The sequence below is a fragment of the Mangrovivirga halotolerans genome, assembly GCF_026241165.1.
Classification (GTDB): Bacteria; Bacteroidota; Bacteroidia; order Cytophagales; family Cyclobacteriaceae; genus Mangrovivirga; species Mangrovivirga halotolerans.
Genome location: NZ_JAPFQN010000012.1, coordinates 24,159 through 47,736 on the forward strand (window position 1 = coordinate 24,159; position 23,578 = coordinate 47,736).

Annotated in this window: 19 protein-coding genes; 10 read left to right on the forward strand and 9 right to left on the reverse strand. The window is 34.5% G+C overall.

Annotation, left to right across the window (positions count from 1 at the left end; translation table 11 throughout):
- Positions 1-52: 52 nt before the first annotated feature.
- The 3 genes from OO013_RS18370 to OO013_RS18380 are packed head-to-tail and all read left to right on the forward strand — an operon-like array spanning position 53 to position 3,654.
- Positions 53-1,063 (forward strand): acyltransferase family protein, encoded by a 1,011-nt coding sequence (locus OO013_RS18370; protein WP_266058454.1) that lies wholly within the window; start codon positions 53-55, stop codon positions 1,061-1,063.
- Positions 1,064-1,073: 10 nt separating this feature from the next.
- Positions 1,074-2,246 (forward strand): hypothetical protein, encoded by a 1,173-nt coding sequence (locus OO013_RS18375; RefSeq protein ID WP_266058455.1) that lies wholly within the window; start codon positions 1,074-1,076, stop codon positions 2,244-2,246.
- A complete protein-coding gene (locus OO013_RS18380) occupies positions 2,224-3,654 on the forward strand; it encodes a hypothetical protein (RefSeq protein ID WP_266058456.1) in 1,431 nt (476 codons plus the stop codon). The genes OO013_RS18375 and OO013_RS18380 overlap by 23 nt, the downstream gene beginning before the upstream one ends.
- Here OO013_RS18380 and OO013_RS18385 read toward each other — a convergent pair.
- The 3 genes from OO013_RS18385 to OO013_RS18395 are packed head-to-tail and all read right to left on the reverse strand — an operon-like array spanning position 3,651 to position 5,855.
- On the reverse strand, positions 3,651-4,250 hold the full coding sequence (locus tag OO013_RS18385; protein ID WP_266058458.1) for an HAD family hydrolase: 600 nt from the start codon (positions 4,248-4,250) through the stop codon (positions 3,651-3,653). The genes OO013_RS18380 and OO013_RS18385 overlap by 4 nt on opposite strands.
- The gene (locus OO013_RS18390; RefSeq protein ID WP_266058459.1) at positions 4,250-4,987 is read right to left on the reverse strand and encodes an SDR family oxidoreductase; all 738 of its coding nucleotides are present in this window, start codon (positions 4,985-4,987) and stop codon (positions 4,250-4,252) included. Before OO013_RS18390 ends, OO013_RS18385 begins: the two co-directional genes overlap by 1 nt.
- Before the next feature lies 1 nt (position 4,988).
- On the reverse strand, positions 4,989-5,855 hold the full coding sequence (locus OO013_RS18395; RefSeq protein ID WP_266058460.1) for a decaprenyl-phosphate phosphoribosyltransferase: 867 nt from the start codon (positions 5,853-5,855) through the stop codon (positions 4,989-4,991).
- Between the two features lie 121 nt (positions 5,856-5,976).
- Here OO013_RS18395 and OO013_RS18400 point away from each other — a divergent pair, with 121 nt between their 5' ends.
- The 4 genes from OO013_RS18400 to OO013_RS18415 are packed head-to-tail and all read left to right on the forward strand — an operon-like array spanning position 5,977 to position 11,164.
- Entirely contained in the window at positions 5,977-7,509 is a 1,533-nt protein-coding gene (locus tag OO013_RS18400; protein ID WP_266058461.1) for a hypothetical protein, read from the forward strand.
- A 2-nt stretch (positions 7,510-7,511) separates the two neighbouring features.
- Positions 7,512-8,957 (forward strand): MBOAT family O-acyltransferase, encoded by a 1,446-nt coding sequence (locus tag OO013_RS18405; protein ID WP_266058462.1) that lies wholly within the window; start codon positions 7,512-7,514, stop codon positions 8,955-8,957.
- 1 nt (position 8,958) lies between these two features.
- Positions 8,959-10,032, forward strand: coding sequence for a hypothetical protein (locus OO013_RS18410; protein ID WP_266058463.1), 1,074 nt, complete (start codon positions 8,959-8,961; stop codon positions 10,030-10,032).
- A gap of 1 nt (position 10,033) precedes the next feature.
- A complete protein-coding gene (locus tag OO013_RS18415; protein WP_266058464.1) occupies positions 10,034-11,164 on the forward strand; it encodes a glycosyltransferase family 4 protein in 1,131 nt (376 codons plus the stop codon).
- Here OO013_RS18415 and OO013_RS18420 read toward each other — a convergent pair.
- From OO013_RS18420 to OO013_RS18435, 4 genes are all read right to left on the reverse strand, one after another.
- Positions 11,157-11,852 (reverse strand): TolC family protein, encoded by a 696-nt coding sequence (locus OO013_RS18420; protein ID WP_266058465.1) that lies wholly within the window; start codon positions 11,850-11,852, stop codon positions 11,157-11,159. The two genes, OO013_RS18415 and OO013_RS18420, sit on opposite strands and share 8 nt — an antisense overlap.
- A gap of 11 nt (positions 11,853-11,863) precedes the next feature.
- Positions 11,864-13,285 carry an O-antigen ligase family protein gene (locus tag OO013_RS18425; RefSeq protein WP_266058466.1) on the reverse strand — a complete coding sequence of 474 codons (1,422 nt, stop codon included), beginning with the start codon at positions 13,283-13,285 and terminating at the stop codon, positions 11,864-11,866.
- 97 nt (positions 13,286-13,382) lie between these two features.
- Positions 13,383-14,627, reverse strand: a complete 1,245-nt coding sequence (locus tag OO013_RS18430; protein WP_266058467.1) for a glycosyltransferase — start codon at positions 14,625-14,627, stop codon at positions 13,383-13,385.
- A gap of 2 nt (positions 14,628-14,629) precedes the next feature.
- Positions 14,630-15,961: a flippase gene (locus OO013_RS18435; RefSeq protein WP_266058469.1), complete on the reverse strand. Its 1,332-nt coding sequence runs from the start codon at positions 15,959-15,961 to the stop codon at positions 14,630-14,632.
- A gap of 150 nt (positions 15,962-16,111) precedes the next feature.
- Here OO013_RS18435 and OO013_RS18440 point away from each other — a divergent pair, with 150 nt between their 5' ends.
- The 3 genes from OO013_RS18440 to OO013_RS18450 all read left to right on the forward strand — a co-directional run bounded on the left by OO013_RS18440 (position 16,112) and on the right by OO013_RS18450 (position 19,411).
- Complete coding sequence (locus OO013_RS18440; RefSeq protein WP_266058470.1) at positions 16,112-17,047, forward strand: sulfotransferase family protein; 936 nt, start codon at positions 16,112-16,114, stop codon at positions 17,045-17,047.
- 80 nt (positions 17,048-17,127) lie between these two features.
- Entirely contained in the window at positions 17,128-18,477 is a 1,350-nt protein-coding gene (locus OO013_RS18445; protein WP_266058471.1) for an MBOAT family O-acyltransferase, read from the forward strand.
- Between the two features lies 1 nt (position 18,478).
- Positions 18,479-19,411 (forward strand): hypothetical protein, encoded by a 933-nt coding sequence (locus tag OO013_RS18450; protein ID WP_266058472.1) that lies wholly within the window; start codon positions 18,479-18,481, stop codon positions 19,409-19,411.
- 35 nt (positions 19,412-19,446) lie between these two features.
- On the opposite strand, the gene OO013_RS18455 is transcribed toward OO013_RS18450, so the two are convergent.
- Together OO013_RS18455 and OO013_RS18460 are read right to left on the reverse strand one after the other, a co-directional pair.
- Positions 19,447-22,095: a PKD domain-containing protein gene (locus OO013_RS18455; RefSeq protein WP_266058473.1), complete on the reverse strand. Its 2,649-nt coding sequence runs from the start codon at positions 22,093-22,095 to the stop codon at positions 19,447-19,449.
- Positions 22,096-22,430: 335 nt separating this feature from the next.
- Entirely contained in the window at positions 22,431-23,465 is a 1,035-nt protein-coding gene (locus OO013_RS18460) for a glycosyltransferase family 2 protein (RefSeq protein ID WP_266058474.1), read from the reverse strand.
- Positions 23,466-23,578: the final 113 nt, after the last annotated feature.

Consider the following 23,578-nt stretch of genomic DNA (forward strand, 5'->3'; position numbering starts at 1 on the left):
TCATAAATTCAGAATAACTCCTGCACAAATATGCAGGAGTTTTTTATTTACTGTGGAGAAGAAGCGATTTTTAAATTATATCCATCAGTTCAGAGGTTTAGCTATTTTATTAATAGTAATAATCCATTGTTTTGGAATTTTTAATTGGGCCCAATTCCCAAATGGGTGGTTTATTGTTAATGCTGTTATTGGTCGCGGAACTTTACTTTTTGTATTTATAGCTGGATTTTTATTCGAATATCTTTCCTATAAATACAATTATAGAATTTATTTAAGTAAAAAAGCCAGGTATGTTATTCTTCCATATATCGTTTGTTCCCTCCCTATTTTATTTTACAGAGTATTCTTTCAGGACATCCCTCCACGAGTGATAATTGCATTCCCGGAAATTGTAGAATATAATGGTGTTTCGCAGGCTTTATATTACCTCTTTACAGGGACACACTTACTCCCCTACTGGTTTATTCCAATGATCGCCTGCTTTTACATTATAAGCCCCGTATTTCACTGGCTTATAAAGAGGAGAATCATACTACTTCCGACGATTTTATTCACAACAATTTCACTGATTTTCACGCGAGTTGAAACAACGGATATTGTAGGGAATTTGATTCACTATTTAGGTGTATTCTGGATCGGTGCGATAACCTGTATGTACCGTGATGAAATTTTTAAATTCACAAATAAATATCCATACTTACCCTGGCTGGTCTTTATCATTTTATTGTTCACCAGTATAACAATTAAAACCTGGACAGAACAGCAATTTTTTCTTCAAAAACTAGCGCTTTCCTGGTTATTGCTTTTTATCTTATATAGAAATAAAAAAGAAATACCGGTTTTGAATGTATTGGCTGATTTGAGCTTTGGTATATATTTTATCCACTTTTATTTCATCCTGGCAACAAAACCGATTGTAATAAAATATGCTCCGGCTAGTCCGGTTCTACTAACAGTATATTCATTAACATACTTTATATTAATTGTTTTATTGAGTGGCGTGGCTACCAAATTGGTGAAAATACCATTTAAAGGATATAGTCGTATGCTTGTTGGTTCGTAATAATATCATTATGCATAAAAGAGCTTTTCTGCTAATATTATTCGCAGCATTAATATTCTTAATTAATAACATGTACCTGGGTGGATATTTACATTCCATAGAGACTCTTTCTATTGAATTAATGACCAGTCCCGAAGCACTAACAGAATTCAGAATTACTAATGTAGAACCATTTAAATTCAGAATTGTATTTCAGCAACTTGTAAAATATACTTCATCAATAATAAACCCTCAATCAGCTGATGTTTTCTATTTTACCTATCTATCATACTCGCTGCTGTTTTTTGTAGTATCCATTTTGGCCTATTACCTATTGTTTTTTACAATTACAAGAGATAAAAAAACATCCTTCTTTGCTTCAATCTTCATTTTATTATCTCCGTTTTACTTAATGGCATTTAGTATACCTGTTCATACAAGGGAAGATACCTTAGCTTATTCTTTGATTTGCTTTGGACTTGTAGCATTGTTAAAAAATAAATATAATCTTTTAATCCTTATCATAATTATAGCAACAGCTACCCGTGAAACAACCATGGTATTGCCTTTGGTAATTTTATTCTTTCCGGGATACTCCATTTTCAAAAGAGTGTTTCCCCTGGTAATTTCATTTATTGTTTTTTTTGCAATTAGGTTGGTTTTGGCTAAAAGCGGAAGTAGCTTAGATAATCAAATAGACACCGGATTTTTCTATAATTTAAATCATAAGATTTCAAGTATTGCCTTCCCTATTATATGTTTTCATATTTTGTGGGTCTATTATTTTATGATGATTAAAATCAAAAATTTAAAAATTGTATCTGTTTCACAATGGCTTAATCTTTCGAGCATAGTAGTTCTACTAATTGTTTCATTAACCACTGTTGTGTTTGGGAGATTAAATGAAATAAGATTATTAGCTATTAGTGCACCATGGATAATGGCTGTTATATTAATCAGCAAAGAAAAGTGGTGGATAATTCCTGGTAAGACTGCCATAATAATCAGTTACATATCTTGTACTTTGATAGGTATTATTGTTGCAGCTATACTTCAAGAGCAGGAATTATTCCTACAAATGAAAAAATATTATGTTCCATATAGTGAATGGACAGCCATTTTTATTTCCTATGGACTCATTCTTACTATTGGAATATTAAAGTTAATTTTAAGTTATCGCCATGAGTATCAGAAAGTCAATTGAAACAGAAAAATTAAAAGTGTTTTCAGTGATGTGGGCGATTACAGTACTAAGTCACTTGATCACTTTTGATGACTGGATAGAAGTGCCTTATTATCTCGGTTATACTCTTGCTGCTTTATGTATTGCTTTATTGCTCCGACCAGGTTCTATGGTGATATTTATTCTGGCAGTGATTAATAGTATTGCTCTTTCATTTCAAAAAATGCCATTTATACCTAATCATATGATGTATGAATGGTTGATCAATATACCTCTTCTTTTATATCTTATCATTGCCGTTATTAAGGAAAAAAGAAATAGTGTTGGTGCTGATAGATTGTTTATTTGGGTTTTCGAACCAGTTGCGCAATGGGGACTATTGATTTTATATTTCTTTGTTGTTTTTCATAAATTGAATTTCGGGTTTTTCGATGTTGATCATTCTTGCGGTGTTTTTCTTTTCGAAGGAATTATTCACCGGGTCAACCAATTATTGCAACTACTGAATCTACCCTTAGTATCATTAACTACTCCACTTAAATATATTTCAATTTATAGTACTATAATAATTGAAGCTATAATACCTATTTTCTTATTCACAAGGAGGTTCAGGACTACAGGTATTTTTATTGGACTGATATTTCATTTTCTTTTATCTTTACACGCACACCTGGGGATTTTCAGCTTTAGCCTGATGATGTATACTTACTATGTGTTTTTCCTTCCGGAAACTTTTTTCACATGGATCAGAAATTTCAGGGTAAATTCAATCACTTTATATCTAAGAATTATACTTTCTACTATTGTTATCGGGTTTTTCCTTATCTATAAATATTATGGATATTGGGTGTATTATCTGACAGGGCAGGTTCTTTGGTATGTTATCGGAGTGGCCTGCATAGTGATTTACTTGATATTCCTCAGATCTATAAATCGTATTTATGAATCAGAATTATTCAGAATTGGATTCCCTGGATATGCAGGCCTGGTTTTCCTGTTTTTCATAACTATAAATGGGTTTTCCCCTTACCTCGGATTAAAAACTGAAACATCCTATGCAATGTTCAGCAATTTGAAAACTGAAAATGATTCAAATAATCATATATTAATGCCTGAATGGCTTCAGGTTTTTGATTTCCAAAAAGACCTCGTGGAAATAACTGACTCTAATGTGAAATATGTCAAAAGTGATTATTATCATGAAGGCAGGCCAAGACTTTTTACCAATTTCGAAGTGCAAAGAATTATTCGCAATCTCAACCCGGGTGAAAAAGTGAGTTTCAAATCAGGTAATACTATTTATACAATAGAAAATAAAGATGGAGTAATTAATAAAAGTGAAAGTGTTAAGAACTATTCCTATTTCACTTATAAATTTTTATTATTTCGTCCAGTATATCCCGGAGAAATTAGTTTTTGTCAGCATTAGCGAAAGGGTTTGAATTTAGTTTTTTTACAAAGTGAAAGCATTGGTATATCTCCATCGGTATCACCATAACCTACAATATGCTCAAAGTTATTAAGGTCTAATTCTTTATTAATCCTGCTTTTCTTTTCCTCTCCATAACAATTCAGACCTTTTATTTTTCCTGTAATTAATCCCTTTTCGACTTCCCATTCAGTAGAAATTATCTGGAAGTCAAAATTTTCTGCCCATGGCAATATCCATGACTTATGAGATGCTGTAACAATGAAAAGCTGATACCCAAGCGAATTTAATTCATTGATCTCTTCAATAGCCTTAGGGCGTATCATTCCCGGCAGAACTTCATTTGCAAAATTTTGTCCATACTCTTCAAGCTCTGAAATCTCCATTCCTTTAAAGTACTTCCTGATAAATTTCTCCTTTAATTTCCAGTTGGGATATGCACTAATTGAATACAGTATGATATAAGGGGACAATAAAATTGCTCCCTTCAAAAACTCGAATTTCCCTTTAGTATATTTAATAAATGGAATAAACGTATCACCAGTTGTGATGGTGCCATCAAAATCAAAAAGTGCCAGCCTGTTATTCTTCTCCATCACATTTTCAGTCTTTTAAATATACCCTCAGGAATATTTTTTATTATCAACATTATGTATCTCCAAAGTGGAAGGACGTAAATGTTATTCCTTTTCCTTTTCCAGCTTTTAATAATTAATCTGGCTGCCTTATCTGGTGAAGCAGTAAGTGGTCCGGGCAAATCCATGCCTTCAGTCATTTTTGTATCCATAAATCCCGGACGAACAGTCATGACGTGGATATTTTCATGAAATAGCTTGTTTCTCAGACCTGAAAGGTAAGCAGTAAAACCAGCTTTTGAACTTCCGTAAATGAAATTAGACATTCTACCCCTGTCCCCGGCTACACTGGTTACGCCCACTATTGAATTGATCTCATTATCTCCTCTCTGAGTTAAATAGGAATTTATAATTGATACTGCTCCGGTGAAATTTCGGTTTATGATCTTAAAAGATTCTTCTTTATTTGTTTCAGCTACCATTTGATCACCAAGATATCCGAATACGACAAATAAAGAAGTGGGATATGAGCCTTCAATATTTTTGAAGAAATCATCATGAGAATCAAATTTTTCTGCGTCAAAATAAACGTAATCACATTTTACATTATATCGAACGGATATATCGCTAGAGGTTCTGCTGAGCTCCTCTGTCCTTCTTCCTCCAATAATCAATTCCTTGCCTTCCTTAGCCAACCCGTGAGCTAGTTCGGTAGCCAGATCGGAAGTTCCACCTAAGATCAAAACTCTTTCCTTCATGTTACGAAGTATAAATTATTATATAAAAACTTATCACCCACAGAATAAGATTTACCATAGAAAACCTATCCTTATATAAAATCCGGGTGGGCGATCCACTTTTGTTATCAACGATTGTTATCTGCAAATACCTTAAAATCCCTGATATAACAAACAATGATGTGGCATATAAATGTTCACTCTGGATGTTAGCATTGGGGCTGAGACAATACATTAAATAAGAGACAATGATTACACCGGATATTAGAACCAGGGTGGCTGTCATGTATTCAAGATTATAATTGGTCACAGATTTTCGGGTAAGATTTCCAGATACTGTATAATGGTATACATCATCTCTTCGTTTAGCTAAAACAATAAATAAAGATAATAGATAAACCATTACGATAAGCCATTGAGATAATGGCACCCCAGCGATCACCCCACCTGCAATTACCCTTATTACAAAGCCACTCGATACCATGATCATATCAAGTATTGCCACTCTTTTTAAACCCAGAGAATAAGTTATATTTATTAATAAATAAATTAATAATAATATAATAAAACGATAATCGAGAAAATACCCAAGACTCAATCCGGCAATTAAGCACAGAGTCATAATTCCGAAAGCTATCGAAGTCGATACTTTACCTGAAGCTATTGGTCTAAACTTCTTCTTTGGGTGTTTCCGGTCATTCTCACGATCCTTATAATCATTAAAAATATAAATTGATGAAGCGATCAATGAAAATGAAATAAACCCTATTAATAAGTTTAATAATTTAGTTGACTTAAATAGATCCCCTGCAAAAAATAAAGGAATAAATAAAAATGTGTTCTTCACCCACTGGTCAATTCTCAGTAAGTGGAAATAAGTTTTAAGCATAATTTTATTAATATAACTCAAAAATAAGATTAATTATAAAAAGTATAAAAAAATGAACATTTATATTTAGAAATTGATTAATAAACTCCTATTTTCGTATTCGTATTAAGAACATAGATCTATGATCAACTCCAGAAGGATTATCTCTACTTCACAAGTAGTGATTGTCTTACTTTTTTCTGTGTTGCCATTAGTTTTCTCCTATCCATATCGGATCAATATATTTTTATCCTGGGAGGGAGCTTACCGAATAATGAATGGCGATATGCCTTTCAAAGATTTCGGTATTCCAATGGGTTACGCTTACTGGCTTCTTCCCTCTCTCTTTTTTAAGATCTTTGGCCCAAAGTTATTCACATTAATAATATATCAGGCATTTATAAATTTTATTGGGGGGCTGACCTTTATAAAAATTTTGCGAGCCTTCAAAATAAACCCTTACAGCATTGCCATTGCCTGCTTAATATACGGATTAACATATATCTTTCTTAATTACTGGCCCTGGTATAATCATAGCGCCTTTGTTTTCGGCCAAATCGGACTTTATTTTACTCTGAAATACATTTTACAGTCTCAAAAACCTTATTTACTAGTACTGGCGGGATTATTTACTTTTATTTCCTTTTGGACAAAACAAGATTACGGTGGGCTGTGGATTATTTTTATTACTATTTTAATCATTATTAAGAGCATTGAATCTAAAAGAATTTATCTGCCTTTGATATCTTCTGCAGCGTTTGTTTTGCCTCTTATCCTTTTATTTATTTTTCATAGTGATCACGATATAAATTACTGGTTTAATTATGGTCAGGACCCACACAGTGCCAGGATAATGCCGGTCAATTTTTTACATAAAATCCTGGGAGGTTCTTTCTTTGAAAAAGCCGGGTTGTTGGTTATTGCCGGGATAGGTGGCTATAAACTATATAAAAGGGAACTAAAATTATTTTCCAATGATTTTTATCTTATTTTAACTGTGTGTGGGATCTTGTGTCTTGGAATTGTATCTAAAGTCACAAGTGTTCTGCAATTAGGCAATGATGCTTTTATTTATGCTTATATTTTTATTGGAATTTTCGAACCTTTTAGACTGATAAAATCATATAATTTTGAAAAGGTGGCAATTGCGTTTGTTATAGTATTCTTGTTAGGTAGTGAATTATATTGGGGTTATGCATCTTCTATGTTCGGTATAAGTCCTCCGGTTACTTTTAACAAAGTAGCTTCTGAAGAGCAAACAGAACCGTGGGTATTTACTCCTTTCGACACTTTTAAGCGAATAAAAGTACCTAAAAGCACTGCCGAGACTATGATCTGGCTAAAAGATTATAATAAAAGGCTTCCTGCAGAGCCAAAAGTCTTGAATATGACTGAACTTACTCCATTAAACCATGAATTTAATTGGGAATATGAATATGGAACTCCTTTATGGTTTCATTACAGAGTCAGTATTTTTGATAAACAAGTAGAAGAATATTGTGAAAAAATAGACAGCAAAAAATACGACCTGATACTATTTGAGAATATTCCGAATCTAAATAATTTTTATCCTGATAAAATAAAAAAATGTCTTGAAGAAGAGTATAAATTAGTTAAAACATGCTCGGCTCCCAGGCAAATTCCAGGAGCCACAATTGACATTTATGTGAAATAAATATGCTTTTTAATTCTTTACATTTCGCATTTTTTTTCCCTCTGGTAGTAGCGATCTTCTTCCTGATAAAACCAAGATATCGTCAGGTACTGCTATTAATTGCCTCATATTATTTTTATATGAGTTGGAAGGCAGAATACATAATTCTGATCCTCCTTTCTACTTTTATAGATTTTTTTGTTGCAAAAGGCATAGAACAATCATCTGATAACCGAAGAAGAAAATTCTTACTGATGATAAGTGTCCTGGCCAATCTGGGCATCCTGTTTTTCTTTAAGTATTTCAATTTTTTCAGCTCAAATGTCCAGGATGTAATCAATATATTTGATATAAATTATGAGGTGCCTGTCCTTCAGGTTCTGCTACCTGTAGGTATATCTTTTTATACCTTTCAGACGATGAGCTATACAATTGATGTTTATCGAAAACAACAAACTGCGGAGAATAACATATTTACTTTCGCCCTGTATGTATCATATTTCCCTCAGCTTGTAGCTGGCCCAATTGAACGACCGCGTCAATTATTACCTCAATTAAAGAGTAAGACATCCTTTAATTACACAAGGGTTACTTCCGGATTACGTCTGATGGCATGGGGGTTTTTTAAAAAATTAGTGATCGCTGACAGGGCGGCAATGATAGTAAATGAGATATTTAATAACCCAAATGAATATCACGGATGGTACGTTATTTTCGGATCAGTCCTTTTTGCTTATCAGATATATTGCGACTTCTCGGGTTATTCTGACATTGCTATTGGGACAGCACGGATATTGGGAGTTGAGTTAATGAAAAACTTCGAACGTCCTTATTTTTCAAAGAGTATATCTGAATTTTGGAAAAGATGGCATATATCATTATCAACCTGGTTTAGGGACTATGTATATATTCCACTTGGAGGAAACCGTGCAAGTCGCCCCAGGTGGTATATGAACTTGTTTATAACTTTCCTGGTTAGTGGTTTTTGGCATGGTGCAAACTGGACATTTATAGTTTGGGGAGCACTCCACGGTTTTTATCTCATTTTTGCTATTATTTATGAGAAGCCAAAAAATAAAATAAATGAAAAGATCGGTTTAAATAAAGTTCCCTGGCTGTATAATAAGATTCAGCTATTTTCAACTTTCATTTTAGTGTTGATAGGCTGGATATTTTTCAGAGCTAATAATATTACCGAAGCCATGGTCCTGTTTTCAAATAGTCTGGAAATTAACGCTTCTCAGCTAAGCTTCGATTTATTAGATGCGTCCGGAAATCAACTGATCGCATCAGCCGCTTTTATCTTTATATTAGAGGTGATACAAAACCTGCAAGGAAGTAAAGAAATTGAAGATTGGATGACATTTAAAGGGAAGCCAATAAGATGGGTTTTTTATATATTACTCATTGCAACAATCCTGAATTTCGGGATATTTACAAGTAATGATTTCATTTATTTCCAGTTCTGATATGAAAAAGCTACTATTCAAAACCCTTCTTCTATGTATATCAGTTTTGATTATTAATGTGATAATCAAGCAATTTATAACCCTGCCTGTTACATGGGGATTTGAAAGACTGGACAGTAAATTCAATCATTTTACCAACAACCTGGAAAAATATAATTCGCTAATGATTGGTTCCAGCAGGTTATATCGACAGGTTGACGTAAAGACTTTTGATAGTCTCAATAATGAAGCGGGTATTGATACGAAAACATTCAATTTTGGTGTCCATACAATGAGTGCGGCTGATACTTACAGGTTCCTTAGTGCTCTGTCAGATTCCCTTCAACCAGGTGACCTTGATTACATCTTTATAGAGTTAATGAATACCAATCATGTAAGTGTAAAAAATCTCGGCACTATAAGAAGCACTTTCTGGTACGACAATGAATCAGTTACTTTTAGTGTAAGGTCAATTTTAAATTCCAACAGATCTACTGTTAATAAAATTTATGGTTCAATAAGTCATTTAGTATCCTATTCATTAGATTTTACAAATGCAGGATATATCAGTAATTACCTGGAATATCAAACTGTTGATACAGACTCTGAAAGGTACAAATATTATCTCGGCCCTTCTCAAGATGGGTATTTTCCTTTAATGGATGAGATGAAAGATCCTTCTACAGATGAATCTGACAGAACAGTTCTAGAATCGAGATATGAGGATTTTCTTAAGGATACCCTCTCTGCAACTACATATAAAAATATTAGCATCGAAAGCTATTCTGATCAAAGCTATGATAGCTTCAATGAATATCATTATAATTATTTGAAAGGAATCATTTCAAAACTAGAAGACAAAGATATAAAAGTGTTTATTTTATTTCCTCCACGTCAAACCAGGGAAAACTACATGGAATTAATTCCAATCTTGAACCAGTTTCCTGAAAATAAGGTGCTAAGTGTTTCAAGTGGCAAGGAGTATCCGGAGCTTTATCTGGCTAAGTATTCTTTCGATTTTGGCCATTTAAATAACGAGGGATCAGTACTGTTTACTAAAGAAATAAGCAGAAAATTTAGAAAAAAAATTAAGTGAGATGAGAATTGCAATTGAAGCGCAGCGGTTATTCAGGCCAAGAAAGCATGGTATGGAAGTAGTTACTTTAGAATTAATCAGGGCCATGCAAGACCTTGAGCCATCCGATGAGATCAGAATCTTTATTAAAGACGACAAAGATGACAATTGCCTTTACAATAAAAATAATGTTACGGTTACCAAAACAAAAAGCTATCCCTACCCTATCTGGGAACAATACCTCCTCCCGTCAAAAGTAAAAACTTTTGATCCGGATATATTGCATTGCACAAGCAACACCGGCCCTTTATTTCCCGGGGTTAAAACTATATTAACACTTCACGATATTATTTACCTGGAGTCTTTAAATTTTAAAGGGACTACATATCAAAATTTTGGAAATATATATCGACGACTGGTAGTACCGAGAGTAGTAGCGAATGCAAAAAAAATAATTACTGTTTCTGAATTTGAAAAAGAAAAGATAGTTAAGAGATTGAATATTCCTGATGAAAAAATCTCAGTTGTTTATAATGCTAAAAGTAAAAATTTTAAACCAATTGAAGATCAGGTAAAACTTGATGAATTTAAAACGAGACATGTTCTTCCGGATGACTTTATTTTATTTTTAGGTAATACGGCTCCTAAAAAAAATACCCCGGCCATGATCAAGGCTTACTGTGATTACCTGGAAAAATCAGGAGATAGTCCATTGAAAATGGTGGTTTTAGATCTGGATGAGAATGTCTTAAAATCAATTTTAGAAAAAACTGGCTTTAGCAAATACAGATATCATTTTATACTGCCAGGTTATATTGGCGCAGATGAAATGCCGTTGATTTATAACCTCGCAAAAATTTATGTCTATCCTTCATTAAGGGAAAGCTTTGGCTTACCAATTATCGAGGCAATGGCATGTAACACGCCGGTGATCACTTCAAACACTTCGTCAATGCCTGAGGTAGCTGGGAAAGCTGCCAGGCTGATTGATCCATATAAACCAGAAACCATCACAGATGCTTTACTTGATCTTGCAAAAAATAAAGAGAAAAGGGAAGAACTAAAATCTCTGGGATTAAAACGTTCCTCCTTTTTCTCCTGGGAAAATGCCGCTAGTCAGATGTTAACACATTATCATGAATTAATTAATTAACCTCCTCAAGCTTCATTCCAATCATTTCTTCTACTTCCAGTTTAGCGATCTCCCGATCTCTTTCAGTGGTCATTCGTTTAATTCTTTCCGTGTTGTATATCCTTAATGCCGTATTGTATTCATTTAGAGTAGTTTCTCCATTTTTGAACTTCTCTTCCAAAAGTTTTGTTTCAGCATTAGCATCTTCCATGGATACAGTATAAATTCTTAGTAACTCATCATACAATTTAAAATTTTCATATCGCTGAAGTACTTCTTTTCGTATAGACAATTTTTGAGCATTAACTTCTTCCAGTGAATTTCTGTAAATAGCTCTGGCTCTTTTCACTTCAACGGGTGTATTTACCAGATCGCCTAACTTTAAAGTTAAACGGAAGTTATATCTAGGAAAGAATTGGTTTCCTTCTCCTGGTGCAGGATCGATATTAAATTCGTTAAGGTTTCCCTGAGCCTCTACGTTGTCAAGCCAGTCCCATTGAGCAAGATGAATATCTCTTCGTGCTACTTCTACATTATTTTCAGCAACCCGATTTAATGGATAGTTTAGCCAGGCAAGCCTAACTAATTTTTCCTCAAATGATAATCCAGAAGCTTCTTCAGGTAAAATAACTTTATCATAGTCAACATTCTGAGCATTAAGCGATAACGCTCCGATGAAAATAAAAATGATTAATAGATTCTTTTTCATGATCATAAAATTTATTCTATAGCGGTATTATTTTGTTCTTTGTTTTCAATTATTGATGCCATTTTTACCACGATTCCCATTGCTATGGCCCAAAAAGTCATTGTTTCCATTAGCATTGCTTCCTGTGGATAATTGGCTACCATAACGGTAAATATTGTTGTCAGTAAAGCGGCTAAAAATATTTTCAAAACTCCATCATCGGATTTGAAATAAGCCTCAACACCGATTTTTAATCCTAAAAAGAATATAGTTAAATAAATTAAAAGTCCAATCCATCCGGTATCTAAAGTTATTTGAACGAACTGGCTGTCTGGGGGAAATCCTGATAAAACAGGATGGCCTGAAGACTCCATAGTGCTCCCTAAACCAAAACCAATTGGATGATCCTGAATATAAGGTTGGATAAATTCCTGGTTTTGTGCCCTCACATTATATGATTTATCATCCCCTTTAAATGCAGTTTGAATTATATAATGTTGGGCATTGAGTGGAGGCATTATAATAAATACAACACCAGCCAAAAGCATAATCCCCACACCGATAATTATTGGTTTTCTAAAAGTCAATATAGCATAAAAAACCAAGCCTATTGGCACGAGGGCATAAGCAGTCCTGGTTCCGGTGAATGACATAGCATATAGCATCAGAACGATCAGGAAGGCCAGAATCAATTTATTTCGGTTTTTAAAAGGTCCTGCAAGCAAAACCATACATAGCAATGAAGAATATGCCATGATAATTCCAAAACTCATAGGGCTGGCTAAAAAGCTAAACCTTCTCCATCTGCCAAAGGTGAATATTCTCGTTGCTACTTCAGGATGTTGGTACAACCACTGAACCTCATAGTCCATAAAACCAAAAAACTCCTGGAGAAGGCCATAAAGAGCTGCTAATGTGGCAAGTACTAACCACGCTTTAATAAATAATTTAACCGTCCCCTTATTTTGAACGATATTATAAAATAATATGTAAGCCATAAAGGGAAAAAGGGCAGTTCTGAAACCGTTAAACCACAAAGTTCGATTGTAGGCAAACGGATTTGCTATCTGAACAAAATTATATAATACAAAGGCAAGCCATACCCAGGTCAATGCATTATTGGGGAATGAAAAGCGCTTCTCGCTCTTCATCCTGAGTAAAATATAAATTAATAAAACAAAACAGACAGCATCCAAAGCAAGACCGACAGGAATATCAACAGGTAAGTATTTTCTTACCCATCCAAGAGTAAAACCCAGCACCATAATAACAACTCCACCTGCTTTAAGTGATATTAATGAAATAGTTAGAATTATCAGACCGATAATTCCAGCCAGAAGACCTGCGCTAATAGCAAACCCTCCCTTTCCCATTACAAATGCAATGGCGAATGACAAAAGAGTTATTACACCTATAACTAATATTTCCTTATATTTTATGACAAGGTCCTGCATCAATTATAATAGCACAACTTTAAAAAAGAAAAAGTAAGTACTTACAAAACAGAAAATTAAAACAATCCATTTAAGTACTTTTTCACTAATCCATGATTTATCCAGCATGCTCATGATTCCTGTTTTTAAATGATTTCAAAATTTCCCAAAATTGCTCTACCCTCGCTGCCCAGGTATTATTTTCGGCTACTTTAATTCTCGCCTGGACCTTAGCTTCAGAATCAGATTCATATTCATTTTTAATACTGTCTGCAAATTCCTGAGAATCATTTCCAAAACTGATCACTTCAGAAAAGGTCTGAATATCTTCAGAAAACCTGGTGGCCACTACCGGTTTCCCTGCTGCTAAATATTCGTTGATTTTTAAAGGGTAAATGCTTTTTGTTAGAACATTACACTTAAAGGGTATAATTGCCACATCTATTTTCTTCAGATAGGCCGGTAGATCATCAATTTTCTTAGATCCAAGATAATAAACATTTGGTTTATTAAAGAGATCTATAGTTTTATACTCATCAGTACCACGGGGACCAATAAATATAAAAGAATAATCCTTTAATTTATTTATCACTCCCTCGAGCAGTTGATAGTCAGTTCTCGTTTCAAGATTGCCTATAAATCCTACCACTTTTTTATCTACCCCATTAGGCCAGTCAGAGGGTGTTTCTAAATTTGGGTCAAGACTCTTTTTGAAAAGATCCAGATCTGCAGCATTAGGATGATAAAATGCCGAGCCTTTAATTTCGTTTTTAATTCTATGTAATTCTTTACCCGTAGTTAAAGTAATGTCAAAGTTTGAAATGATCTCTCTTTCTAACCTTGATCCATGTTTATGTGTATAAGCGACTTGTGAAATATCATCCATTGACTGGTAAACTGAAACTTTTGGTCTGATATCTGCAGGCAATTTTTGAATAAAGAAGGGATCAAATGCATTGAAATAAATAAAATCCTCAATGTCAAACTTATCAATAGTTTCTCGGACTGCTCTTAAAACAATTTTGTTATTAAATTCAGAAAGTGAATTATACATCTTCCCTTCGGGAAGAAAATTGATCGGCAATGTCAATCCCGGGGTTACGACAATTAGATTTTCAGGTAAAGAACTGTCCTGTGAAAAGCGCGTAGAAGATCCAAACCATACTTTAGTTCTGTTCTTTATCTGATCAGAAGTATAATTACTTATGAGATCCTTGAACGAAAATGGATGGTCTACATAAAATACACGGTTAGTCTTGGCAAATTCTTTGGCAAGAGCTAATGACGGAGATGATATAGGTGAATCCCACCTCGAAAGCGTAAAAAATAAAATATCTTCTTTAGTAGTAATTTCTTTCTCCATTGTCACTTTACATATTTTGCGGATAAGCTCAATCCTTTTTTATAATATAATAAACACTCTTTGATAACTCTTGTAAAACTCACACTCAGGTTCCTGCTCAAATAAACCTGGTTAATTATAAGGCCTATCAATAGTGAACTTAAAGTACCATAAGCTGCCCCGACTAAACCATAGTAGGTAATAAATATATAATTGAAAACAACATTAAGGATGGCACTAAATACGATAAAATAAAATCCGATTTTTGGTTTACCCGTTGCATCCATTACAATTCCAAACTGCCTGGCAAATGGTTCGACCAAAGCATAAAATATTGTTACTTGTACCACAAAGGCTGTTTCCACATATTCTGCACCCGCAAGAATCTTAATTACAAAATGAGGAAATATTAATACGAAGATCACAAGTGGAATAATCAGAGCTAATATTAAACCCACTGATTTTTCGTATAATGGGGCAACAGCCTGTTCCCCTTGTTCTCGGATTCGTTTGGATGCCTGAGGGAATAATATTGTGGCAATACTCATTGTAGGAATTTCTACTAAGCTGCTTATTTTGACTGCTGGTTCGTAAAGAGCTACCATGGCAGGAGACATCATTGATCCGAGCATCCACTTATCGGTATTTTTAAATAACATGGTACTAATATTGGTGCCCAATGTATATTTTCCAAAATGGAATAAATCGCCAAACCATTTAAAAGAGAATCTAACTCGGTTTTTTATAAACGGTTTAGTAAAAATAAATCCAATCCCTGCAGCTACAAAAACCCCGGCTGCCTGTGCTATTGCCAGGTTTAACAATGTCACCTCAGGATAATAAAACCAACAGTAAAGGACATAGAGAAAAAAGAATCCCTGTTTGGTAAAATAAATCCAAAACGTACCCCTGAAATCAAAGTTACTCTGGTTTATATATTCAAATTGAGAAAAAGGGATCAGCAAAAAATTTGTAACTACATATACAATCAATACTTCTGAAAGGCCAGCAGCATTCCATACAGATTCTAATGAAAACCTGAAAACTAAAATTAAAAGCGCAATTAAAATGCTATAAAGAAGATTGAGAATCCAGGAAGCACTATAGATCATACTATGATCCTCTTCTTCATGACTGGTAATATGTTTAACAAGTGGATTTCTTATAAAACCATTACGGATCACTTCAAAAATTGAAGTAATGGATACAAAAAGTACCCAGATACCATAATCATATTTTGGCAATAGGCGAATCAGGAGCAGGAAGCTTGCCAGACCAAAAAGGGTCATTGCAACTCGCTGCATCAATGTATAGCTACCTGACTTGATCCAATATTTTTTATCCGATGGCGACATCTAAAAAGTTAGTATAAATATGCTCTGAAAAAATTGATTTATTTTGCTAATGATGTATACTGATAGTAATTTAGATTTTTATATTTGCCACTAAATTATAATTATTATACAATTTAATGAAACTTTCGTCCTATTATTGTTTTTTAATTTATGTCAGATAATTCCAAAAGCTTATTTCCGGACTTTTTATTGATCGGAGCAGGTAAATCAGGCACTACTTCTTTGCACAATTATCTGGATCAACACCCGGAAATATACATGAGTAAAATAAAGGAACCCTACTTTTTTGCATTAGAGGGCGAAGAAATAGTTTCCAAAGAAGATGATCCGCTAAATCTGTATGATTTTCCATGGGCAGTAACTGATCTAAAAGAATATCAAAAGCTATTTGAACCAGCTGAACCTTTTCAGAAAAAAGGGGAATCTTCCACAATGTATTTATATGGTGACAAAGCACCATCTAATATAAAGAAATATATTCCTGATGTAAAGATCATTGCGATCTTTAGAAAACCATCCGAAAGGTTATATTCAAGATACCTTCACCTGGCCAGGGAAAATAACTTAATGGGAACCACTTTTGATAAAGTTTTGGATAAAGAAAGTATATGGTGGTTGAGAAATGACCTTGTAAAGGAAGGTTTTTACTATAAACATCTTTCCCGTTATTACGAACTTTTTGATAAAAGCCAAATTAAAGTATTTTTATATGATGATTTGAGGTCCGATCCCGAAAGAGTTATTTCAGAACTTTATTCTTTTGTAGGGGTTGATTCAGATTTTAATCCGGACACATCAATCAGGTTTAATCAGTCTGGATTTATTAAAAATAAGATCCTCGACAAGCTATATGGAACAGATAGCATTTTGTTTAAGACGATCAAATCAGTGGTTCCGGGCATGTATAGTAAGCTTAAAGAAAGCTTGATCATACAGAAGCAACTAAATAAACTAAGGGGTAAAAATCTCGAAAAGCCCGGGATTGATCAGGAAATCGAAAAAACACTGACCCGTGAAATTTATTACGATGACACGATGAAATTTCAGGAACTGATAGAGCGAGATCTGTCACATTGGTTTAAATAAAAAATATGCTTTTTAACTCGATTCATTTTTTAATTTTCTTTCCGGTAGTTGTCAGCTTATTTTTTATGCTGCCCAAAACCGTGAAGTGGATCTTGCTCCTAATCGCCAGCTACTACTTCTATATGATGTGGAAGTGGGAATATATTGGATTGATCGTCTTAAGTACTGTTGTGGATTATTTTGTAGCCCTTGGTATTGAATCTTCAGCAAATGAAAGAAGGCGAAAGCTCCTCTTACTGATAAGTTTAAGTGTTAATCTGGGATTATTATTCTATTTCAAATATTATAATTTCTTTATTGACAACATCAATATGGCTGTTGCCATTTGGGATAAAGAAATCGTTTTGCCCTATGCAGACGTAATTCTCCCTGTTGGGATATCATTTTATACTTTCCAGACTCTTTCATATACTATTGAAGTGTTCATGAAGAGAACCCATGCAGAAAAGAACTTTGGAATCTTTGCATTATACGTAAGTTTTTTTCCTCAACTGGTTGCCGGTCCGATTGAAAGACCTCAAAATTTACTTGGCCAACTTCGTGAACTTAAAGGATTTCGATATGAAAATATCGTTCTTGGATTACGGCAGATGTTATGGGGGATGTTTAAAAAGGTAGTTATTGCAGACAGGCTGGCGTTTTTTGTTAATCTTGTATATGACAACCCAGATCAATTTCATGGCCCCTGGCCAATAATGGCAACTCTTTTCTTTACTTTTCAGATCTACTGTGATTTCAGTGGGTACTCTGATATTGCTATTGGTGCAGCCAGGATTATTAACATTGACCTGATGACTAACTTCAGAACCCCGTATTTTAGTAAATCAGTGAAGGAATTCTGGGGGAGATGGCATATTTCGCTATCTACTTGGTTCAGAGATTATGTTTATATTCCTCTTGGAGGAAACAGAGTTTCGGTTTTCAGATGGGTCCTGAATTTATTTATCACATTCGTTGTATCCGGCATTTGGCATGGAGCCGCCTGGACATTTGTAATTTGGGGCCTTATTCATGGCCTTGCAGTATCGATCGAAAGTTATCATGGAGTCAGGCCCTTATTCAAGTTTAAATTTCCGATCTGGGTTCAGCGTTCATATACATTATTTCTGGTAATATTTGCGTGGATCTTTTTCCGGGCTCCCGGCCTCAATGAAGCCATTGATATTATCGACAATATGTTAAATTGGAATGCTAATATAATTGGGGAGATTAAAAGAATAGAAACCAAAGAACTTTATAATCTTGCTATCGGTATTCCATTGATTATTTTACTACTGATCATTGAAATGATGATGCAATGGAAAACTACTATTTCATTATTTCACAAGCTCAGATGGGTAAGATGGGCTTCTTATATCTTTTTATTAATTATTATAGCTCTATTTGGTGTCTTTGTCGACCCAAGTGACTTTATATATTTCCAGTTTTAAAATGAAAAAGTTAATAAAATATCTGCTAGTCTTTTTAGTTATTGTTTATTCAACTTTTTGGTTGCTGGATGTTCTTTTTACTAACATTTATCAGCAAGGTTCTTATTACAAAACTCAATGGCTGAATAACAAAGAAAATAACGTATATGATTTTGCCATTCATGGTAGTAGCAGGCCATATACTTGTATCGACACAGAAGAGGTAGTTGAGAACACCGGATTGAAAGGTATAAATATATCATTGGATGGAAGTACCACCCCAACTCATGCTTTAATGCTTGAAATGTTTTTAAACAGGGGAAATAAAATAAATACTCTTTACTTAAATGTAGATAACTGGGAAGCAGACACAGAGGTAATTGGGCAGTTTTCCTATCCCCGATTTTTCCCTTATTACAAAGAAAAGGCTGTTTACGACCATTATAAAGAGTTTGGATTAAAATGGAAGTTATACCGCTATTTGCCTTTTGTCAGGTACGCAGAACAAAATACAACCTGGGGTTTGCATCAATTAGCCAATAGCCTTTTTGATTTCAAGCAGCCTGCATATGATGCCTATGGTACTAAAATATACGAAAGCACCGACTACCATGGGACTAAGGATTTATTCGAATATAATTTTGATACAACTGGCCAGATGAAGTATCTCAATAAGATTATTTCAATGTGTAAAGAAAATGATATCGAGCTAGTTGTTTTTGTCTGCCCTTTTGCAAATGCAGAGACTGATCAGAAATATTTTTCAGGCCTCAATGAATTTGAACATTATCTTAATAAAAGAGGAGTCGAGTTCTATAATTTTGGAGATAAGTATAATAAAAGATTTGATCTCTTTGTTGATGAAGACCATTTAAATAAATATGGAGTTGAGCTTTTTACAGAGGATGTAGCAGAAATGATCACAGAAACTCAAATAAAAAAAGCCGGGCAATAAACCCGGCTTTAAACATACAACTATCTATTTCCAATCTACTCTTTTAATATTCTTACAGGCATTCCATCAAACCCGGCACCACTCACTTTTAAGTAATAAGTACCCGTAGGAAAATCTGCAGATCCTAATTCAATAGTAAATTCTGTCATCGTTTCTGTCACTTCATATGAATTATTATAATAATTCACTCCGTTTGCATCCATGATCTCAACATTAGCAGTACCAGTTTTACCGGCTTCAAACCCTACATTGATGTAATCTTTGAAAGGATTTGGATAAGGCTTAATACCAGTGGTACTTGAAGTAGTCATAGAAGCAGAAGTTGTGCTTGTTCCTCCTATTTCTTCGATGATCATGGCATTAATGTAACCGTACATAGCACCTGGAGCAACCTGAACATTGATATGGATTTCACCATTTGAATTAGGCGATATCTCTTTTAATGATACCCATTTATCTGTATTAAAACCGGTTTGTACTTTTCCTGATTTTCCACCAGCTGTAAATACTGTTGTTCTATCTCCTCCACCATCACGGCTACCAAAAAGGTTTAAGTTATAAGTAAGAGATGAATTCAGACCTGTTATCACAATTCTACCAACATCTCCTGGCATAACATAATAGAATGTTTTCATTACGTTATCAGGAAGGATCTCATCGGTATTATTCGTTGTCATACCATTAGCGGATGCTGATCTGAACCCATTACCGATTTTAATTTTAGCACTCGTTTTAGCTCCGGTAGTGTTTTTCAATACTGAAGTTACAAATCCTGCATCAGGATAAGATTTTGTAGAGTTCCAGTCTGCAACATCTGTGGTTAGATGAGTGAAGTTAACATTCATTACTCCGCTAACAGTTCCATCATTAGTGCCTCCCGTAGAAGTAGAATTATCTCCAGTAAACCATGAAGAAGGAACAACTCGTCTGGTGATACCAGGACCTGAAACTTCAAGCTTCAATGTTTCACCACCCCAATTTTCCATGTATTCTAATACAAATGGTGTTGCAGTATTAGTCAAGTTTACTTTAGCTTGTTTTGTTACTGCGCCATGCAACCCATCATTATTAATTACTGTACTTCCATTGATCTTTAATTTTGAACCATCATCAGAAGTCAGGTAAAAAGTGTACTCTCCTGAAGCTGGAACAGTGATGCTTCCTATGAATTCTAACAAGAAAGTATTGCTTGCATCAGCATAAGAAAGACTTATATCTGTGGCTGTACCCGATTTTTTTGGAGTCAACCTTGAAAAGTCTGGAAGATTACTATAAGTGCCTTCATAATAATTATAAGTGAAAGATCCACCCGGTGCAGGTTCGGTAGAGCCTGAGCCATCGCCTTTTTTCACATATACATACGTATCATCATAACCCATATTACCTTTGTTGTCGTAGGCAACAAATCTGAACTTATAAGTTCCTTCAACCATATTAGTCAGGTTCAATGAAGATTTCTTCATATCACTCATTGTAACTGATGGCCCCATTAGTTTTTGCCATTGGTAAGTCATCGCTCCACCTTCCGGATCAGACACTGTAGGGTTTAATGTGATTGAATTGGTAGGAAGGGTTATTACTTTATCGGCCCCAAGGTTTACACTTGGTGGTTGATTAGTTACATTTTCTTTTACAGTAACTATAACCTGGTCTTTAGCAGTTTGACCCGCACCATCTGTAGCTACAACTTGAAATGTATAAGACCCTACGGTCATACCCGACACATTTAATGTAGTTGTATTTATACCGCTTAAATTAGCTGAACCACCTGATATCTTTGACCATTTAACTGTAACAGATTTACCCGCAGTGTGTCCTGCTGTAGCTTTTAGAGAAATGCTATTAGTAGGTAAAGTAATAGATTTATCATATGGTGCCTGTACTGTTGGAGTTCCAGAAATTGGATCAGATCCTCCCCCGGAAGAACTTCCTCTTCTTTGAGATAACATCCAGTTCCAAGTATTATCGTCACCATAAGCTCTGTCCCAGGCATTATGACCTACACCAGCGTACACAGTAAGTTTAGGAGCAGGAGTTGGATTAGGAACACAATTCTTATATGCAGCCACAGCTTTTTCAGTACCTGTATTTGGTGACCCAGGGCCATCATACTCACCAGTAAATCCCCATATTGGAAGATCCTTCAGGTTACAACCATCTTTAGTCATCCATCCGGCAATAGGAACTATCGCTGCTAATTTATCAGCATAGTTACCAGTGGCAGCATAATCCCAAACTCCGTTTCCTCCCATACTCAAACCGGTAAGGTAAACTCTGTCAGGGTCAATATTATATTTTTTTATCATGTGAACGACTATTTCTTCAACGAACTCAGGAGACCAATCCCATGGATACCTGGTTTGAGGAGAAATCATTACAAAAGGAAAGTCTTTTCCGTATTTAACTTGTCTAGGAGGTCCGGTTGCAAGAACCCTATTTAGGTCAGACCCCTTTTCGCCCATCCCGTGAAGGAATATTACCAAAGGAACTTGAGATCCTGATTGAGTGTAATTTGAAGGCAAATACTCCCAATAGCCAAAGGTTTCACCCGGAGCTACTGTTTGCGATGTGAATGATTGCTGTGTTTGTCGATCGGCAGGCGAAGTTTGAGCTACTGCCTGAAATGCAGTACCCAATAAGATTATTAAAAGAAGCCCGCGGAATAGAATTTTAGTTCTCTCCATCTAATTTGCTGGTTTTGTGTTTTAATTTATCAGCCACGAATAGCTGATTGTCAAGTATATCGGTTGCAAATGTATGGGTCTTATAATAAACTAAACACCCGGTTTCGGGCATATTCGAATGAATGTAAGGAATTAAATAATTGTAATATAAAAAGATTCTTGAGACACAATGTGAGGCCTTAAAATTGAAATATTCATAGCTATAGTGGCATTATAGCTGCTTTTGTGGATGTTAGATTTTGGATTGTGGAAATATTCTACATGCAAGCCACACCCGGTTGCAAACGTTTGCATTACAAAAAAAGTGACAAGAATAGGATAATTCTACTTACGTCTTATTCTTTTTCGACAGATTTTTTTGTTTTTGGTGTGTGAAAATTGGTCTTATGAGCTTTGGTAACTCCAAAAATTCCAGTCATCATTGCATAAATTGCTTTGGGCAATTGCATTGCAGCACTTAAAAAATCTTTGTTATAAAATCTCTTTGGTATCGCTATCAGGTTGGCAATTAAAAAGATGATTAGTAAAATCACCCAATAATACCAGGATATTTTGGAATCGATTAAGATGCTTAACAAGGCTAAGACAGGTAACACACCTAATAGAATTACCCTCGGAGGTATAAATGATTGAAGGAACTTTTCGAAATAGTCAAAATTACCTTTGAAAAGATTTCTGAAAGCAGGTAAAAAATGATCCCGAAAAAAATAAAACTGCCCGGCAATCCAACGTGTTCTTTGTTTGGCAAAAACATCTGCATTAGAAACCTTTTCATCATAAATAATTGCATCATCAGCGTAAGCAATTTTCTTTCTCCTTCCTATTATTCTAAACTCTGCCTCTTTATCCTCTCCTCCCATTTCTTCATTTCCATGCATGATCTCTTTAAAAAAATCGTATTTGAAAGCCATTCCTGATCCAATCAGGGCAGAAGAAAACCCTAAAGCTCTATGTCCTTTTCTAAAAACATGATTATTTATCTCTTCACTTATAGAATCCAGCAAAGCAAAAGATGAATCCCGGTTCTTAGCAGTTCTATGGCCCTGCACCGCATAATATCCAGCATCCAAATATCTACTTATTTCATCAAGGCAACCCTCTCTCATGACATTATCAGCATCCAGAATTAGTATTCTGTCATATTCTTCCTTGATTGTATCTAATGCTTTATTTATTGATTTCGTTTTTGTGCTTCTCTCAAAAAATACTTCTACAACATTTGCTCCCCTTTCTCTAAGCTTTTCTATCGTATCATCTTTTAATTTATCGGCAATAACGACAACCTCAAATGTTCCATTCTTAAAATTATGTGCTACTGCTTCCTCAGCTGTATGGAGAATTATTTCATCCTCCCGATACGCTGGTATCATGATTAAAAATCTTACTTTATTATTTTCAGATAAATTTATTTTTACCTTATAAAAGTGCCCAGCAATCGAAAAAAGCAAAAAGTAAACTATATAAAAGCCAAAATATAGAAAGA

Bases quoted from the DNA above. Each gene is read 5' to 3' on its own strand.
- OO013_RS18420 (WP_266058465.1), bottom strand. From the start codon at position 11,852: ATGAAAAAGAATCTATTAATCATTTTTATTTTCATCGGAGCGTTATCG.
- OO013_RS18455 (WP_266058473.1), bottom strand. From the start codon at position 22,095: ATGGAGAGAACTAAAATTCTATTCCGCGGGCTTCTTTTAATAATCTTA.
- OO013_RS18385 (WP_266058458.1), bottom strand. From the start codon at position 4,250: ATGGAGAAGAATAACAGGCTGGCACTTTTTGATTTTGATGGCACCATC.
- OO013_RS18390 (WP_266058459.1), bottom strand. From the start codon at position 4,987: ATGAAGGAAAGAGTTTTGATCTTAGGTGGAACTTCCGATCTGGCTACC.
- OO013_RS18435 (WP_266058469.1), bottom strand. From the start codon at position 15,961: ATGTCGCCATCGGATAAAAAATATTGGATCAAGTCAGGTAGCTATACA.
- OO013_RS18395 (WP_266058460.1), bottom strand. From the start codon at position 5,855: ATGCTTAAAACTTATTTCCACTTACTGAGAATTGACCAGTGGGTGAAG.
- OO013_RS18380 (WP_266058456.1), top strand. From the start codon at position 2,224: ATGAGTATCAGAAAGTCAATTGAAACAGAAAAATTAAAAGTGTTTTCA.
- OO013_RS18405 (WP_266058462.1), top strand. From the start codon at position 7,512: ATGCTTTTTAATTCTTTACATTTCGCATTTTTTTTCCCTCTGGTAGTA.
- OO013_RS18415 (WP_266058464.1), top strand. From the start codon at position 10,034: ATGAGAATTGCAATTGAAGCGCAGCGGTTATTCAGGCCAAGAAAGCAT.
- OO013_RS18440 (WP_266058470.1), top strand. From the start codon at position 16,112: ATGTCAGATAATTCCAAAAGCTTATTTCCGGACTTTTTATTGATCGGA.
- OO013_RS18430 (WP_266058467.1), bottom strand. From the start codon at position 14,627: ATGGAGAAAGAAATTACTACTAAAGAAGATATTTTATTTTTTACGCTT.
- OO013_RS18375 (WP_266058455.1), top strand. From the start codon at position 1,074: ATGCATAAAAGAGCTTTTCTGCTAATATTATTCGCAGCATTAATATTC.
- OO013_RS18450 (WP_266058472.1), top strand. From the start codon at position 18,479: ATGAAAAAGTTAATAAAATATCTGCTAGTCTTTTTAGTTATTGTTTAT.
- OO013_RS18460 (WP_266058474.1), bottom strand. From the start codon at position 23,465: ATGATACCAGCGTATCGGGAGGATGAAATAATTCTCCATACAGCTGAG.
- OO013_RS18400 (WP_266058461.1), top strand. From the start codon at position 5,977: ATGATCAACTCCAGAAGGATTATCTCTACTTCACAAGTAGTGATTGTC.
- OO013_RS18425 (WP_266058466.1), bottom strand. From the start codon at position 13,285: ATGCAGGACCTTGTCATAAAATATAAGGAAATATTAGTTATAGGTGTA.
- OO013_RS18410 (WP_266058463.1), top strand. From the start codon at position 8,959: ATGAAAAAGCTACTATTCAAAACCCTTCTTCTATGTATATCAGTTTTG.